The 15,750-nt window shown below is 73.0% G+C and carries 11 protein-coding genes; 5 read left to right on the top strand and 6 right to left on the bottom strand.

Going from position 1 to position 15,750, the window contains the following annotated elements:
- Window positions 1-35 precede the first annotated feature (35 nt).
- Window positions 36-2,336, bottom strand: a complete 2,301-nt coding sequence (locus tag CWOE_RS25745) for an FdhF/YdeP family oxidoreductase (protein WP_012936592.1) — start codon at window positions 2,334-2,336, stop codon at window positions 36-38.
- 48 nt (window positions 2,337-2,384) lie between these two features.
- Here CWOE_RS25745 and CWOE_RS25740 point away from each other — a divergent pair, with 48 nt between their 5' ends.
- Window positions 2,385-2,915 carry a hypothetical protein gene (locus tag CWOE_RS25740; RefSeq protein ID WP_148261158.1) on the top strand — a complete coding sequence of 177 codons (531 nt, stop codon included), beginning with the start codon at window positions 2,385-2,387 and terminating at the stop codon, window positions 2,913-2,915.
- Between the two features lie 13 nt (window positions 2,916-2,928).
- On the opposite strand, the gene CWOE_RS25735 is transcribed toward CWOE_RS25740, so the two are convergent.
- Window positions 2,929-3,660, bottom strand: coding sequence for an N-acyl homoserine lactonase family protein (locus CWOE_RS25735; protein WP_012936590.1), 732 nt, complete (start codon window positions 3,658-3,660; stop codon window positions 2,929-2,931).
- A 60-nt stretch (window positions 3,661-3,720) separates the two neighbouring features.
- On the opposite strand from CWOE_RS25735, the gene CWOE_RS25730 reads away from it, so the two are divergent.
- A complete protein-coding gene (locus CWOE_RS25730; protein WP_012936589.1) occupies window positions 3,721-4,701 on the top strand; it encodes a GlxA family transcriptional regulator in 981 nt (326 codons plus the stop codon).
- A 3-nt stretch (window positions 4,702-4,704) separates the two neighbouring features.
- Here the strand turns inward: CWOE_RS25730 and CWOE_RS25725 are convergent, their stop codons facing one another.
- Window positions 4,705-6,327, bottom strand: coding sequence for a sulfatase-like hydrolase/transferase (locus CWOE_RS25725; protein ID WP_012936588.1), 1,623 nt, complete (start codon window positions 6,325-6,327; stop codon window positions 4,705-4,707).
- A gap of 149 nt (window positions 6,328-6,476) precedes the next feature.
- Between CWOE_RS25725 and CWOE_RS25720 the strand changes: the two genes are divergently transcribed.
- Window positions 6,477-7,790, top strand: coding sequence for an aspartate aminotransferase family protein (locus CWOE_RS25720; RefSeq protein WP_012936587.1), 1,314 nt, complete (start codon window positions 6,477-6,479; stop codon window positions 7,788-7,790).
- A gap of 38 nt (window positions 7,791-7,828) precedes the next feature.
- A complete protein-coding gene (locus CWOE_RS25715) occupies window positions 7,829-8,635 on the top strand; it encodes an IclR family transcriptional regulator (RefSeq protein WP_012936586.1) in 807 nt (268 codons plus the stop codon).
- 16 nt (window positions 8,636-8,651) lie between these two features.
- Here the strand turns inward: CWOE_RS25715 and CWOE_RS25710 are convergent, their stop codons facing one another.
- The 3 genes from CWOE_RS25710 to CWOE_RS25700 are packed head-to-tail and all read right to left on the bottom strand — an operon-like array spanning window position 8,652 to window position 11,854.
- On the bottom strand, window positions 8,652-10,034 hold the full coding sequence (locus CWOE_RS25710; protein ID WP_012936585.1) for an aldehyde dehydrogenase family protein: 1,383 nt from the start codon (window positions 10,032-10,034) through the stop codon (window positions 8,652-8,654).
- On the bottom strand, window positions 10,031-11,032 hold the full coding sequence (locus tag CWOE_RS25705) for a U32 family peptidase (RefSeq protein WP_012936584.1): 1,002 nt from the start codon (window positions 11,030-11,032) through the stop codon (window positions 10,031-10,033). The genes CWOE_RS25710 and CWOE_RS25705 overlap by 4 nt, the downstream gene beginning before the upstream one ends.
- Window positions 11,033-11,086: 54 nt before the next feature.
- Entirely contained in the window at window positions 11,087-11,854 is a 768-nt protein-coding gene (locus tag CWOE_RS25700; RefSeq protein WP_012936583.1) for an IclR family transcriptional regulator, read from the bottom strand.
- Between the two features lie 124 nt (window positions 11,855-11,978).
- Here CWOE_RS25700 and CWOE_RS25695 point away from each other — a divergent pair, with 124 nt between their 5' ends.
- The gene (locus CWOE_RS25695; protein ID WP_041730966.1) at window positions 11,979-15,671 is read left to right on the top strand and encodes a hypothetical protein; all 3,693 of its coding nucleotides are present in this window, start codon (window positions 11,979-11,981) and stop codon (window positions 15,669-15,671) included.
- Window positions 15,672-15,750: the final 79 nt, after the last annotated feature.

Here is a 15,750-nt window from a genome sequence, read left to right as displayed (position 1 = left end):
ACGACGCGCCGCTCGCACGCGCGCGGCGCTGGTGGTCAGGCGTGGGGCTCCTCGAGCCGCACGACGACGGACTTCGACGTCGGGGTGCCCGACCGCTCGGCCTGGGAGTCGAGCGGGACGAGCGGGTTCGTCTCCGGGTAGTAGGCGGCGGCGCAGCCGCGCGCGGTCGGGTAGGCGACCGCGCGGAAGCGCTCGACGCGCCGCTCGACGCCGTCCTCCCACTCGCTCACGACGTCGACGATCGCGCCGTCCGCGACGCCGAGCGCGGCGAGGTCCTCGGCGTGCACGAGCACGACGCGACGGCCCGATCTGATCCCGCGGTAGCGGTCGTTGAGGCCGTAGACGGTCGTGTTGTACTGGTCGTGGGAGCGCAGCGTCTGCAGCAGCAGCCGGCCTTCGGGCACGCGCAGGACGGCGAGCGAGTTGGCCGTCAGGTGGGCGCGCCCCGACGGCGTCTCGAAGCGCAGCTCGTCGCGCGGCGGGTGCGGCAGCACGAAGCCGTCGGGCTGCGCCAGACGCGCGTTGAACTGCTCGAAGCCGGGGATCGTCGCGGCGATCTGGTCGCGCAGCAGCGCGTAGTCGTCCTCGAACGCCTGCCACGGGATCGCGTGGCGGTCGCCGAGCAGGCGGCGCGCGAGGCCGCAGACGATCGCGGTCTCCGAGCGCAGCTGCGGGGAGGCCGGCGCGAGCCGCCCGCGCGAGGCGTGCACGACCGACATCGAGTCCTCGACCGAGACGACCTGCTCGCCGCTGGCCTGCACGTCGCGCTCGGTGCGGCCGAGCGCGGGCAGGATCAGCGCGCGCCGGCCGGTCACGAGGTGGGAGCGGTTGAGCTTCGTCGAGACCTGCACCGTCAGCCGCTGGCGCTGCAGCGCGGCGGCCGTCGCGGCGGTGTCGGGAGCGGCGGCGAGGAAGTTGCCGCCCATCGCGACGAAGACGTGTGCGCGACCGTCGCGCATCGCGCGGATCGCGTCGACGACGTCGTGGCCGTGCTCGCGCGGCGGCTCGAACCCGAACGTGTCGCGCAGCGCGTCGAGGAACGCCGGCTGGGGCTTCTCGTAGATCCCCATCGTGCGGTCGCCCTGGACGTTGGAGTGGCCGCGGACGGGGCAGACGCCGGCGCCGGGCTTGCCGATCGAGCCGCGCAGCAGCAGCGTGTTGACGATCTCGCGGATCGTCGCGACCGAGTTGCGGTGCTGGGTCAGGCCCATCGCCCAGCAGGCGACGATCCGCCGCTTGGACGCGATCAGGTCGGCGAGCGCGTCGATCTGCTCGCGCGGCAGGCCGGTGGCGGCGTCGACGTCGGCGGGGTCGAGCTGAGCGAGGTCGGCGGCGAGCGCGTCGAAGCCGGTGCAGTGCCGCTCGACGAACGCGTGGTCGACGACGCTGCCGGGGTGCGCGCGGTCCAGCTCGATCAGCCGGCGGTTGACGGCCTTGAACAGCGCGAGGTCGCCGTTGACGCGGATCTGCAGGAAGCGGTCGGTCAGCGCGGTGCCGTGGCCGAGCACGCCCCTGGGCCGCTGCGGGTTCTTGAAGCGCATCAGCCCGGCCTCGGGCAGCGGGTTGACGCTGACGATCACGGCGCCGCGGCGCTTGGCCTCCTCCAGCGCGCTGAGCATGCGCGGGTGGTTGGTGCCGGGGTTCTGGCCGACGACGAGGATCAGCTCGGCCGCGTGCAGGTCCTCCAGCGAGACGCTGCCCTTGCCGATCCCGATCGTCTCGGTCAGCGCCGAGCCGGACGACTCGTGGCACATGTTCGAGCAGTCCGGCAGGTTGTTCGTCCCGAACGCGCGCACGAGCAGCTGGTAGGCGAACGCCGCCTCGTTGCTCGTGCGACCGGAGGTGTAGAAGTTCGCCTCGTCGGGCGAGCCGAGCGCGTTCAGCTCCTCGACGATGATCCCGAACGCGTCGTCCCAGCCGATCGGCTCGTAGTGCGTCGCGCCGTCGGCCAGCAGCATCGGCTCGGTCAGCCGCCCCTGGCGCCCGAGCCAGTGGTCGGTCTGCGCGGACAGGTCGGCGACCGAGTGGCGGGCGAAGAAGGCCGCGTCGGCGCGTCTCGTCGTGCCCTCCTCGGCGACCGCCTTCGCGCCGTTCTCGCAGAACTCGGCGGCGTGCCGGTGCTCGGGGTCGGGCCACGCGCAGCCGGGGCAGTCGAAGCCGGACTTCTGGTTGACGCGCGCGAGCAGGCGCGCGGTCCGCACGGGGCCCATGCGGCTGAGCGAGTGCCGCATCGACCAGACGACCGCCGGGACGCCCGCGGCGGCGTGCTCGGGACCGTGTGAGACGCGGAGTCTCGCCTCGTCGTCGAGGCCGAGCGGGAGCAGGTCGCGTGCCATACCAGCGTGTATACCAGGCGATCGAATACTGGTGCCTATGATGGCGCCGTGAGATCGGTGAGGGTCGAGTTCTTCAGAGGCGAACGGCGCTTCTACCGCTCGCTGCTGCACCGCTCCGACGGCCTGCTGGTGGAGTTCCAGGGCGGGGCGTACAACAAGGTCGGCGGGCGTGCGCCGGAGGTGCCGCACGACCTCGCGCACCTGATCGTCGAGCAGGAGCTGGGCCTGCGCAGAGGCGTCTGGGGCGTGCTCGCCGCCGGCGGCATGTTCGGCCACGCGAGAGTGGTCGCCGGGCGCCGCGCGCCGCACGCGACCAGGAAGGGCCGCGCGGTGATCGACGAGGCCGGCGACGAGATCATGCAGGCGGAGATCCTGACCCGGCTCGTCTGCGACGTCGCCGCCGGCGAGCTGGCGCCCGACCTGCCCGCGCTGCGCCGTCAGGCCGGCGAGCGCTGGTGGGCCGACGGCGTCACGCGCCCCGCGCTCGACCGCTCCCGCGAGCGCCTGCGCGCCGCCGGTGCGGCCTGGTCCGCGCTCGGACCAGAAGAGCCGCTCGAAGCGGTCTGGCAGCTCGGCTGAGCCGCCCGCCGGCTCAGACCTCCACCGGGCCGGGGGTGAGCACGGCTGGGTCGTGGCCGGGGCGGACGGTGGCGCCGGCGTCGCGCAGTGCGCGCAGGCGGTCGGCGGACGCGGCCTGGGCGGCGAAGTCGTCGGCGAAGACCGGGAAGCGGTGGTCGTCGACGCCGGTCGCGAAGTGGGTGACGTCGCCGCCGAGGACGAGCCGCTCGCCGACGCGGACGGACTGGTGGCCGGGCGTGTGGCCGGGGGTCGGCAGCAGCTCGATCGACCCGTCGCCGAGCAGGTCGTGGTCGCCGTCGACGAGCACGAGCTGCCGGTCGAGTGCGGCGTAGTCGACCGGGAGGTAGAAGTTCCGCGCGATCGCGGCCGCGTCCTGGCTCGCCTCCCACTCGCGGCGCTGCAAGACGACCGGGACCGACGGCGGCAGCAGCGCGAGCCCGCCGGCGTGGTCGAAGTGCAGGTGCGTCAGCACGACCTGCGTGAGCGTCGTCAGGTCGAGCTGGTCGGCGATGCTCGCGTCCTGCTCGAAGCCGAACAGGCCGAGTGCCGCGGCGCCGGCGTAGCGGCGCGCGGGGTCCGCGGCGGCGTCCGGGTGCAGGCCCGTGTCGACGAGGATCCGCTCCGTGGCCGTCTCGATCAGGTAGGCCGGGACGGGGATGCGGACCTGCCGGTCGCCGTCGTCGTCCCGGCGCCAGATCCCGGCGGGCGCGGTCAGCCAGCCGACGTTGAGCTGTTCGACTCTCATGGCGCACACGCTAGATCCAGGTTCGGTACGAGATGCGACGCATCCGGTACGTTTCGCGACATGCGTGTCGGCCTCGCCGTCGTCCCCGGGTGCTTCGACTCCGGCCTGACCGCGCTGCTGGACGTCCTGCGCACGGCGGAGGCGCTGCGCGGGATGGTCGACCGCTCGATCGACCCGATCGAGGTGCGAACCGTCGCCACCAGGGCGAAGGTCACGACCGCGGGCGGGTTCACGCTGGCGGTCGACCACGTCGTCGGCGACCGCGACGCGCTCGCCGCGCTGGACGTGCTCGTCGTCCCCGGCCTCGGCGTCGTCACGCCGGCGTCGCTGGCGGCGTCGCTCGCCTCCGCGCACGTTCGCCGCCTGCGCAGCTGGCTGGCGAATGCGGACGAACGCCCGGCGCTCGCGGCCGCGTGCACCGGCACGTTCGTGCTCGCGGACGCCGGCGCGCTCGACGACCGCGCGGCGACGACGTGCTGGTGGCTCGCCGGCGAGTTCCGGCGGCTCTATCCGCGCGTCGCGCTGGACATGACGCGGATGGTCGTCCACAGCGGGCCGGTCACGACAGCCGGGGCGGCGTTCGCGCACATCGATCTCAGCATGAGCCTCGTCGCGCGCGCCAGCCCCCAGCTCGCCGACGCGGTCGCCCGCTACCTGCTGATCGACGAGCGCCCGGCGCTCAGCGTCGCGGCCGCCGCCGGCCACCTCGGCGCCGCCGACACGCTCGTGACCGAGTTCGAGGACTGGGTCCGCGACCATCTCGACGGCGACCTCACGATCGACGACGCGGCCGCCGCGATCGGCACCACCCGCCGCACGCTGGAGCGCCGCTGCCGCGCGCGGACGGGCCTCAGCCCGCACGACCTCGTCACGCGGCTGCGGGTCGAGCGCGCCAGCCACCTGCGCCGCACCACCGACCTCGGCTACGACCAGATCGCGCCGCTGGTCGGCTACCGCCACGGCTCGACGCTGCGCGCTCTGCTGCGCCGCCAGGCGGGCGCGGCGGCGGGCGCCGCCGCGCCCGCGCCCGCTCGCACGTGACGCTCAGCTCAGCGGCTGCAGCCGCGTCCGCTCGACGCGCGCGAGCTTGCGCCGCAGGCGGCGGTACTCGCGCTCCTGCGCGGGCGTCCGTCTGTAGCCCCGCCACGCGAGGTTTCTGCGCTCCAGCGGGTCGCTCTTCAGGTCGTACATCTCCCATTGGTCCGGCGCTCTGCCGTCGGCGTCGTAGTAGCGGGCGAGCTTCCAGCGCCGTTCGCGGATGCTGACGATGTGGTTCGGCGGCTGGGGGTAGGGGCCTCTCGCCTGCCCGGACTGCCAGTCGTCGTACGTGAAGACGGTGTAGTCCTGCGTCGGCTTCGGCGAGCGGTCGAGGATCTGGGAGGAGTAGTCGACGCCCTCCCAGTTCGCGCGCGCGGAGGCCGGCGCGCCGACGAGGCTCGCGAGCGTCGGCAGGAAGTCGACGTGCGAGACGAGCGCGTCGCTGCGCTCGGGTCTTCTGAAGAGGCGCGGGTTGGAGTAGACGAGCGGGACGCGCGTCGACTCCTCGTAGAAGTTGAAGTTCTTCTGTCGCAGGCCGCCGTGTGCGGTGCCCATCTCGCCGTGGTCGGCGGTCGCGATCACGAGCGTGTCGTCGAGCAGGCCGGTGCTCTTCAGCGTGTCGAGCAGCTTCACCAGGTAGGCGTCGGAGGCCTTCATCAGGTTGCCGTAGAAGTTCAGGTAGTTGCGCTTCATCTGCGGCGTTGGGAGCGGCCCGGTGGCGCTGAAGAGGCGCTGGAACTGTCTCTGCACCGCCGGCTTGGTCGAGAGGTCCTCGTTCGCCGTCGCGGGCGGCTCGATCTCCCCTCTCAGCCACGAGTCGTCGTAGCCGCCGGACTCGTAGGTCTTCGGGTAGAAGAGGACGTCGTGCGGGTTGACGAGCGAGACGACCATGAAGAACGGCTGGCTCTGCGCGGCGACGGAGGAGAGGTACTGGAGCGCACCCTCGGTGCCGGCCTCGGGCGTGCCCTGTGAGTTCATGAAGCGGCCGTCGTTGTCGTAGGTCCCGCCGCCCTCCTCGGGGATGTCCTGGTTGGCCCCGGCGTCCGGCGGGTCCCAGCGCGTGAAGCCGTACTGGTTGACGTCGGAGGGGACCCAGGTCGAGCCGTTCGCCGGCTTGACGCAGTGGAACTTGCCCTTGTAGACCGGCGTGTAGCCGGCCGCCGCGACGACGGTGGCGGGGTTCTTGAACGTCGTCGCCAGCTCGACCTGCGGGTACTGCGGCGACGGCATGTCCGTCTCGAGCGTGTACTTGACGCCGTGCTGGGCGGGGAAGTAGCCCGTCATCAGCGTCGAGCGCGCGGGCGAGCACATGCACGCGTTCGTGAACGCGTTCGCGAACGTCAGGCCGTGCCGCTGCAGGCGCGTCAGCCCGGGCATGTTGCGCTGCGACCAGCCGGGCGGGAAGTGCTGGATCGCGCGTTGCTGGTCGGTCAGGAAGAGCAGCACGTTCATGCCCGCGACGCGACGCGCCGGCGGCGTCCGCCGCCGTCTCGGCCGTTCGCGCGCGGCGGCCGCCGCGGCCGCCGCGGCCTGCCCGCCGAGCAGGATCCCGGGTGCCGCGGCCGCGGCACCCTTCAGCAGCTGTCTGCGCGTGACCCCGTCCCGCTGGGTGTCGTCGGATCCGGCCATCCCTGGTCCCCTTCCGTCGGCTTGTCGACCAGATTATGGGGCACAGGGCGGCGGCGCCACGCCTGAGCGGCCGCGCTTGACGGGGACCCGGACGGGGGCTACGTTAAACATGAATCGCCGTTTCATGTTGACCTGAACCCCGGAGCCCCATGTCGACCATCGAGCACACGAGGACCGATTCCGACCTGCCCGCGCGCGCCTTGCGCGCGATCCCAGGTGGCGTCAACAGCGGGCAGCGGCGCGTGTCCGGCCTGGAGCAGACGATCGTCACCGCGACCGACGGCGCGACGTTCACCGACGGGGAGGGGCGTACGTACGTCGACTTCCACTCCGCCTTCGGCCCCCCGCTGCTCGGCCACAACGACCCGGACGTCGACCGCGCCGTCGCCGAGACCTCGAAGCGCCTCGACCTGATGGGCGTCGCGGTGACGCCGGTCGAGGTCGAGCTGGCGGAGGAGGTCATCGACGCGATCCCCTCCGTCGAGCAGGTGATCCTCACCTCGACCGGCAGCGAGGCGACGTTCCACGCGCTGCGGCTCGCGCGCGCCGTCACCGGCCGGCGGCACGTGATCAAGTTCCAGGGCTGCTACCACGGCTGGCACGACGCCGTCTCGACGAACATCATCTCCGCGGCGGACAAGCTGGGCCAGAAGGACCCGGTCTCCGACGGGATCCTGCCGGAGGTGCTCGACGCGACGATCGTCTGCCAGTTCAACGACCTCGCATCCGTCGAGGCGGCGCTCGAGCAGCACGACGTCGCCGCGATCATCGTCGAGCCGATCCCGCACAACATCGGCGCGGTGCTGCCGCGGCCCGGCTTCCACGCCGGCCTGCGCGAGCTGGCGACCCGGCACGGCGCGCTGCTCGTCTTCGACGAGGTGATCACCGGCTTCCGCCACGCGGTCGGCGGCTGGCAGACGATCGAGCAGATCACGCCGGACCTGACGACGCTCGGCAAGGCGATGGCCAACGGCTACCCCGTCGCCGCGCTCGGCGGCCGCGCCGACCTGCTCGGCGAGCTGTCCTCCAACCCCGGCGGGCGCGTCTTCTTCGCCGGCACCTACAACGGCCACCCCGCGATGGCCGCGGCGGCGCTGGCGACCATCCGCAAGCTGCGCTCCGAGCCCGTCCACGAGCACGTCTTCGCGCTCGGCAAGCGGATCCGCTCCGAGCTGACCGCGCTCTACGCGCGGCTCGGCGTGCCGGTCGTCGTGAGCGGCTACGGCTCGGTCTTCGTGACCTACTTCCAGGACGGGCCGGTCGACCACTACGGCGACCTGCTGCGCAACGACGCCGAGCTGTTCGTCGGCTACCGCCAGGAGCTGCTGCGCGAGGGCGTCTTCGAGCTGCCGCTCAACCTCAAGCGCAGCTGCGTCTCCTACGCGCACACCGACGCCCACGTCGACCGGCTGCTGACCGCGACCGAGGCCGCCGTGACGCGCGCGCTCGCGAGACGCGGGTGACGGCGACCTCGCGCCCGCGGCCCGTATCGTCCCCGGCCATGAGCAGAACCGCCGGCGACGGCGCCCCGGAAGGCGTCGGCTACCAATCGCGCGCGCTCACACGCGGGCTCGCGATCCTGTCCGCGTTCGACGACGGGCACCCGGTGCTGACGCCGGCCCAGCTGCACGAGCGGCTGCAGATCCCGAAGCCGACGATCGTGCGCCTCGCGATGATCCTGGAGCAGGAGGGATTCCTGCGGCGGGCGGACGGCAGCTACCGGCTCGGCCCGCGGACGTTCGAGCTGGGACAGGTCTACCTGCGCGGCATGCATCTCGCCGACATCGTCCAGCCGGTGCTGGAGGAGGTCGGCGAGGAGCTGGAGGAGACCGTCTGCCTCGCGTCGCTGCACGGCCCCGAGGTCGTGCACCTCGCCGTCGTCCGCTCGTCGCGACCGGTCCACTACGTGACCGAGGTCGGCGAGCGCGCGGCCGCGCACGCGAGCGGCCTCGGCAAGGCGCTGCTCGCAGGGCTGGCGCGGGAGGAGGTCGCCGCGCTCCTCGGCCCTGGACCGTATCCACGCTTCACCGACCACACGCTGCTCGACGCCGCCGCGCTGGCGGCCGACCTGGAGCGGACGCGCGAGCGCGGCTACGCGCGCGACATGGAGGAGGCCGCGCTGGGGCTGCGCTGCGTCGCCGTCGCCGGGGACCTGCCGCTGCTCGGTCGCGTCGGCGTCTCGGTCTCCGGCCCCGCCGCCGACTACGACGACGCCACCGCTGCGCACTTCGCGCGGCGGCTGGCGGCGGCGCTGCCGCGCCTGCGCGATGCGCTCGCGCGGACGCTCGGCGAGCGTCCCGCGGGCTGACGCGGCGCGGCGCATCTCACAGCGCGATGCTGACGGTGCGGCGCACGGTGAAGAAGTCGCGCGCCGCGCGCCCCTGCTCGCGCGTGCCGAACGACGACGCCTTGACGCCGCCGAACGGGGCGTGCAGATCGACGCCCGCCGTCGACTGGTTGACGCGGACCATGCCGGCGTCGAGCGCGTCGACCGCCCGCGCCGCCGCTGCGAGCGACTGCGTGAAGACCGCGGCCGCGAGGCCGTGGCGGACGCCGTTGGCGATCTCGACCGCCGCGTCGAGACCGTCGGCGCCGAGCACGCAGGCGACGGGCGCGAACACCTCGTCCTGCGCGAACGGGTCGGCTGGGTCGCCGAGGCGCAGCAGCGCCGGCGTCAGCGCCGAGCCGGGGCCGACCCGCTCGCCGCCGCACAGCAGCGCCGCGCCGCGTGCGACCGCGACCTCGACGGCGGCGACCGCGCGCTCGCGCGCGGCGTCGTCGATCAGCGGCCCGACGACGGTCGCCTCGGCGGCCGGGTCGCCGACGGGCAGCCGGCCGATCGCTGCCACGAGCCGCTCGGCGAACGCGTCGAGGACCGGCTCGGCGACGATCACGCGGCTGGTCGCCGTGCACTTCTGGCCGGCGTAGCCCATCGCCGCGTGGGCGATCGTCGCGGCGGCCGCGTCGAGGTCGGCGTCGGCGAGCACGATCGACGGGTTCTGGCCGCCCATCTCGGCCTGCACGGGCAGCGCCCGCTCGCCGCCCGCGGCGATCAGCTTCCTGCCGACGGCGGTGCTGCCCGTGAACGACAGGCACGCGGTCGCGGGGTGCTCCAGCAGGGCCGTCCCGGTCTCGGCGCCGCCGAAGAGGATCTGCGCGACGCCGTCGGGAAGGGCCGCGGCGAACAGCTCGGCGAGTGCGGCGCCGCAGGCGCTCGCCTCCTCGGCGACCTTGATCGCGACCGCGTTGCCGGCGGCGAGCGCGGGAGCGGCCTTCCACAGCGGGATCGCGAGCGGGAAGTTCCACGGCGTGATCAGCGCGCAGACGCCGCGCGGGCTGCGGCGCTCGGCCAGCAGCCAGGTGCCGGGCGCGGGCGGCAGCAGCTCGCCCTCGGCGTCGAGCGCGCTCTGCGCGTGGTAGCGCACGATCGCTGCGGCGCGCGCGACCTCCCCGCGCGCCTCGGCGACCGGCTTGCCGACCTCGCGGACGATCAGGCCGGTCAGCTCGGCGGCGCGCCCGTCGATCGCCGCGGCGAGGCGGTCGAGCGCGGCGGCGCGCACGGCGGCGCCGCCGCGCTCCCAGCCGCGCTGGGCGGCCGCCGCGTGCGCGAGCGCGCGGTCGACGTCGGCGACCGATGCCGCCGTCACGGCGATCAGCTCGTCGCCGGGGTCGGCGGGGTTGCGCGAGACGATGGCGGCGGCGCTCATGCCGCGCCGTCCGCGGCGGCGGACGCCTCGAACGCCGGTGAGCCCGCGGCGCCCGCGGCCGCCGGCGTCGCCAGCGCGCCGAGCGTCGTGCCGTAGCCGGTCGTCTCGCTCATGACGGCGCCGGGCGCGTTGCGCGCGAGCAGCTCCAGGCCGATCGCGGCGCGCCGCACGCGCTCGCGCGCTGTCGCGAGCGCGGCGTCGCGCAGGTGGCCGCCGGCGGGGTAGAGGCCGGGCGAGTTGCGGACCGCGAACTTCAGGTAGACCGGCGCTGCGACGCGCACGATCTCGGGGATCTCGTGGTAGCGCAGCAGGCCGCCGAAGTCGTCGGTCGTCTCGATGTAGAGGTCGAGCGGCACGTCTACGGCGGCGCGGATCGCCGCGAGCTGCGCGAGCGTCAGGTCGACGGGCAAGTTGATCGTCGTCGCGCCCAGCTCCTGCAGCACGCGGGCCGTCGCCGGGTTGGCGGCCGGCAGCGAGACGGAGACCTTCAGCACGAGGTCGGAGGGCAGGTCGCCGCGCGCGCGCAGCTGGCCGAGCACGCTCAGCAGCCCGAGGTCGGAGACGAGCACGCTGCGCAGGCCGAGCTCGCAGGCGCGGGCGACGTCGTCGAGCGCGTAGCCGAGCTGGTCGGCGCCGCGCAGCGACATGCCGGCGAGCCGGCCGGAGTCGGTCGTCGCCTGCACGCCGACGTCCCACGCGGCGCGCGGGCCGACGAACAGCGAGACCTCGACGTCGCGCGCGGCGCCCAGCTCCACCATCTCGCGAATCTCGGCGTCGGTCTGGAGCATGATCCCGCTGCCCTGGCTGACGCGATGGACCCGCAGCCCGCGCTCGTCGCCGGCTGCGAGCACCTCGCGCAGCGACTCCGGCCCCTCGGTCGACGGTATCTCCAGCCGCCACTGGCCGCCGTCGGGGAAGCGCTGCGGTGAGTCGGGCAGGTGATGGGCGTCGGACGCCGGCAGGCCGATGTCGGCGAGCAGTTCACGGGTGGGGAGCATCGCGCGACAGTAACAACGATATCGCGATGAAACAATCGATATACCGAAGCCTCGTCAACGTCCGCCGAGCTGTGCCGAGATCTCCCCGGCAGCGCGGATCACCTCGGCGGCGATCTGCGGGATCTGTTCGTCGGGCACGTTGCGGGTCAGTCCGACGCAGCCGATCGCCGCGATCGCCGGCTGCTCGTAGCCGCCGATCGTCGCCGCGACGCAGCGGACGCCCTCGACCTCCTCCTGGTCCTCGACCGCGTAGCCGCGTGCGCGCACCTCGGCGAGCTGTGCCTGGAGCGCCGCGACCGTCGCCGGGCTGCGGTCGGTGCCGCGGGTCAACCCGACGCGCGCGATCGTCGCCTCCAGCCGATCGGCCGGCAGCTCGGCGATCAACGCCTTGCCGACGGCGGTCAGGTGCGCGTCGACCTGCTTGCCGACGTACGTGTCGAAGCGGACGATTCCCGGTCCGTCGACCTTGTCGAGGTAGACGACGCGGTCGTCGCCGGCGGGCACGGCGAGGTGGACGGTGAGGCCGAGCCGGTCGCGCAGGTCGCGCAGGTGGGGCGCCGCGGCGCGCTGGACGTCGAACCGCTCGGCGGCGTGGACGCCGAGCGTGAAGAGACGCAGGCTGAGCAGGTTGCGGCCCTCCTCGTCGCGGTCGAGCCAACCGAGGCCGTGCAGCGCGCGGACCAGCCCGAAGGCGCTGCTACGCGGCAGGTCGAGCGCGGCGGCGAGCTCCTCCGTGCGCAGCCCGGACGGCGATTCGGCGAGCAGTTCGAGGATCGCGATGCCCCGCTCCAGAGCGGGTGCGCCGAAGCGCGATGGCGCCATGAGGACCTCCCGGTCACTTGACGGGCATGGGTGGGAACCCGATACTGACGTTTCAGTAGGAGAGTGTGTAGTCCAGCATACCGGACTTGGAGGTCGGAGAGTGCGCTTCAGATTGCGTCGTCTCATGGCAGTGCCGCTGGTCGCGGCGGCCGTGCTCGCGGTCGGCTCCACCGCCGCGTGGGCGGTCCCGCCGCCGTGCCCCTCGGGGACGCCCACGTCGTTCCTGCAGGACTCCGTCGGCGGTGACGGCAACGCCGTCTACGGCGGCTACCACCTCGGCGACTCGTTCGTCGCGAGAGGCGGCTCGATCACGCAGCTGACGGTCTGGATGAAGCAGGCGGCCAACGCTCCCGTGACGCTGTCGGTGATCTCCGGCAGCTCGATCGGCGGCACCGTGGTCGGCACCGCGACGATCGCCTCGGGCGTCTCCGGCAAGGCCGTCGCGACGCTCGCGAGACCGATCGCCGTCACGCTCGGCGCCACCTACATCCTCAAGGTCAACGCCCCGGCCGCCACCAGAGGGCTCGCCGAGCTGATCCCCTCCGCCACCGGCGAGGTCTACGCCAGAGACGGCAGCCACGGCAACACCGACTACAGAGCGTCCGGCTGGGAGATGGCGATGGGCGTCGACTTCTGTGGCGCCGGCATCGGCGGCTGCACGATCGGCGCGCCGGCCACCGTCTCGCAGTACGCCTCCACGGGCGACGGCAACGCGATCTTCGGCGGCTACTACCTCGGCGACTCGTTCGTCGCGGGCGGCAGCGCGATCACCAAGCTGACCGTCTGGATGGAGCAGGCGGCCGACGCTCCCGTGACGCTGTCGGTGATCTCCGGCAGTGCGATCGGCGGCACGGTCGTCGGCACCGCGACCCTCGCCTCCGGCGTGTCCGGCAAGGCCGAGGTCGCGCTCGCGACGCCGATCGCGGTCAGAGCCGGCAGCACGTACATCCTCAAGGTCAACGCGCCGGCGGCGACGAGAGGGACGGCGAGACTGATCGCCACCTCCGGCGAGGTCTACGCCAGAGACGGCAGCCACGGCAACACCGACTACAGAGCGACCGGCTGGGACATGGCGCTGCAAGTCGACTTCTGCGGCGCGCCCGACACCGTCGACACGTTCCCGCCGACCTCGGGCGACTTCGGCCCGGTCCACGGCACCGACTTCGCGGCCGAGTCGTTCACCGCCTCCGACGAGACGCTCTACGACGCCTCGATCTGGCTGACGGAGGCGACCGACGGCCCGCTGTCGATCACCGTCCATCGCGACACGCCCGACGGCGCGACGGTCGCGACCGCGGCGCTCGCTGCCAGCCCGATCGGGAAGCGGACGGTCGTCTTCTCGCCCGCGGTGCGGCTCACCAGAGGCGGCAGATACGTGCTCGCGGTCCGCGGCGGCTCGGTCGAGACGCACACCGGCATCGTCGCCCGGCGGGCTGACGACCCGACCCAGCAGGGCTGGGACGCGAGCGGCCCGGTCACGTGGGACCTGGCGCTGGAGCTGTCGTTCGGCCCCGGCATCAGCTCGCCGAGCGACCTCACGAGAGAGCAGTGCACGGACAGACTCGCCTTCCCGGCCGGCTACGTCGCCAGCGTCGAGACGGCGATGAGATCGAAGCCGGACGTGTGGGGCAACGCGCTGATGGCGAGCGCGAGCGGCCCGACCTACGACAACGTCAAGGACTACCTGCTGCCGCTGCGCTACGTCGGCTCGCCGGCCGGCATGAGCGGCAATCAGCTGACCGACTCCGGCGTCTTCTACGTCGCCTTCGGCGCGCCGGGGACCGACTTCTCCCAGCCGGGCGCGCTGCACGTCGCCGACGGCAGCCAGGTCGTCTCGCGGGCCGCCAACGGGCGTCGCGCGACGGTCTACGTCGGCGGCGCCGGCGCGCGCGAGCGCTTCGGCCTGTGCGAGGCGCGGCTGCAGGAGCCGGCGCTCGCCGACGGCCATCAGCCGGTCCTGCAGACCGACTACGTCGACGCCGACGGCGTCCAGTACAGACAGGAGTCGTTCGTCGCGCACCTGCCGTCGACGAGCACGCCGGCCAGCTTCGTCAAGATCACCGCCCAGAGAGGCAGCTCGGCGCTGGGCGCGACCGACCTGCGGATCGCGACCGGCGACACGGCGCTCGTCGACGCGGGCGGCTCGCTGACCAGCGGCGGCAACGTCGTGATGTACGACGGCGCCGGCTGGACGCTCGAGAGCGGCTCGCAGCTGCGCGCCAGAGTCGACCTCTCCGACGGCCTGCCGCACTCGCTCTACTTCGTGCGGCCGGTCAACCCGGCGACTCCGACGACGTTCACCGCCGACGCGACCTCGTATGCGACGGCGCTCGCCGGCCTGAAGTCGGCGTGGAACACGAAGCTGGCGTCGGGTGCGACCTACGACGTGCCCGAGCAGCGGGTGATGGACGCGCAGCGCAACCTGCTGATCCAGAACCTCCAGCTCGGCTGGCGCTACAGCTACGGCAACGCCTACGAGAGCTTCTACCAGCCGGAGAGCAGCTCGGCGGTGCAGCGCCTCGGCGAGTACGGCTTCACCACGGAGGCGAGAGCCGGCCTGCAAGCGCTGGTGGGGATGTCGAAGGGCACGGGCTACCCGAACTGGGAGCGCGGCGAGAAGCTCTCGCACGCCGCGGCGTACTGGTTCCTGACCGGCGACACCGCCTTCATCAGAGCGAACACGGCGACGTACGCGAGCTACATGGCGGCGATGGCGGCCGAGCGGGCCAGAGACCCGAACGGGCTGCTGCCGAAGGAGTTCGAGGGCGGCGACATCCCGACGAGAATCTATGGCACGCACACGCAGACGGTGGGCTGGCGCGGCATGCGCGACATGGCGCTCGTGTGGAGACTGATCGGCGAGAGAAGCCTCGCCGCCACGTACGAGCCCGAGGCCGCCGCGTTCGGCAGAGCGCTGCGGACCGCGATCGACAGCTCGAAGAGAACGGTCGGCAGATCGACGTTCATCCCGCACGACCTGCTGAGCGGCGAGCTGCCGTTCGACCCGGTCACGGGGACGAAGATCGGCTCGTACTGGAACCTGCTGCACCCGTACGCGCTCGCGTCCGGGATCTTCACGCCCGGCAGCGCCGAGGCGGACAGCGTGTGGGCGTACTCGCGCGACGAGGGCGCGCTGCTGCTCGGCCTCCAGCGCTTCAACTACTACCCGACGAGAATCGGGTCGGTGACGCCGGGTGGGCTGCCGGGCTACAAGACCGACGGCGACGACAGCGTCTACGCGGTCGAGCGGATCCGCTTCCTCGCCGCGCAGGACGACCCCGAGCAGCTGGTGCTGGCGCTGTACGGGAAGCTCGCGCACGGGATGACGCGCAAGACGTTCATCGCGGGCGAAGGGCACACGATCGCGCCGGTGCCGGGCGAGTACTTCCGCTCGATGTACCTGTCGCCGACGAACGCCAACAACGACTTCTTCCTCGTGACGCTGCGCGAGATGCTCGTGCACGTGGGGGAGGGGACCGACGGCGTTCCCGACTCGCTGAGACTCGCCTACTCGACGCCGCGCGGCTGGTTGGAGGACGGCAAGTCGATCACCGTCGCGAACGCGCCGACGACGTTCGGGCAGGTCGGCTACAGAATCACCTCGCAGCTGGCGAGAAGAACGGTCGCCGTCACGGTGACACTGCCGCCGCCGTCCGCCGCGATGAGAGAGGCGCGCCTGCGCCTGCGCCTGCCGGCGGGCAACGCGATCGGCACGGCGACCGTCGTCGGGAGAGGGACCGCGGTCCCGTTCACCGGTGACACGCTCGACCTCGCGGGGCTGAGCGGAACGGTCCAAGTTCAGGTGACTGTCAGATAGCAGCTCGTGGGTGACAGGCCGCGGGCGAATTGCTTGCGTCCGCGGCCCGTCGCCCATAAACTACGACATACGGTATGTA

The sequence above is a fragment of the Conexibacter woesei DSM 14684 genome (assembly GCF_000025265.1).
Lineage (GTDB): Bacteria > Actinomycetota > Thermoleophilia > Solirubrobacterales > Solirubrobacteraceae > Conexibacter > Conexibacter woesei.
The sequence above is the reverse complement of the archived record's forward strand: the minus strand, read 5'-3'. Positions and strand labels throughout refer to the sequence as shown.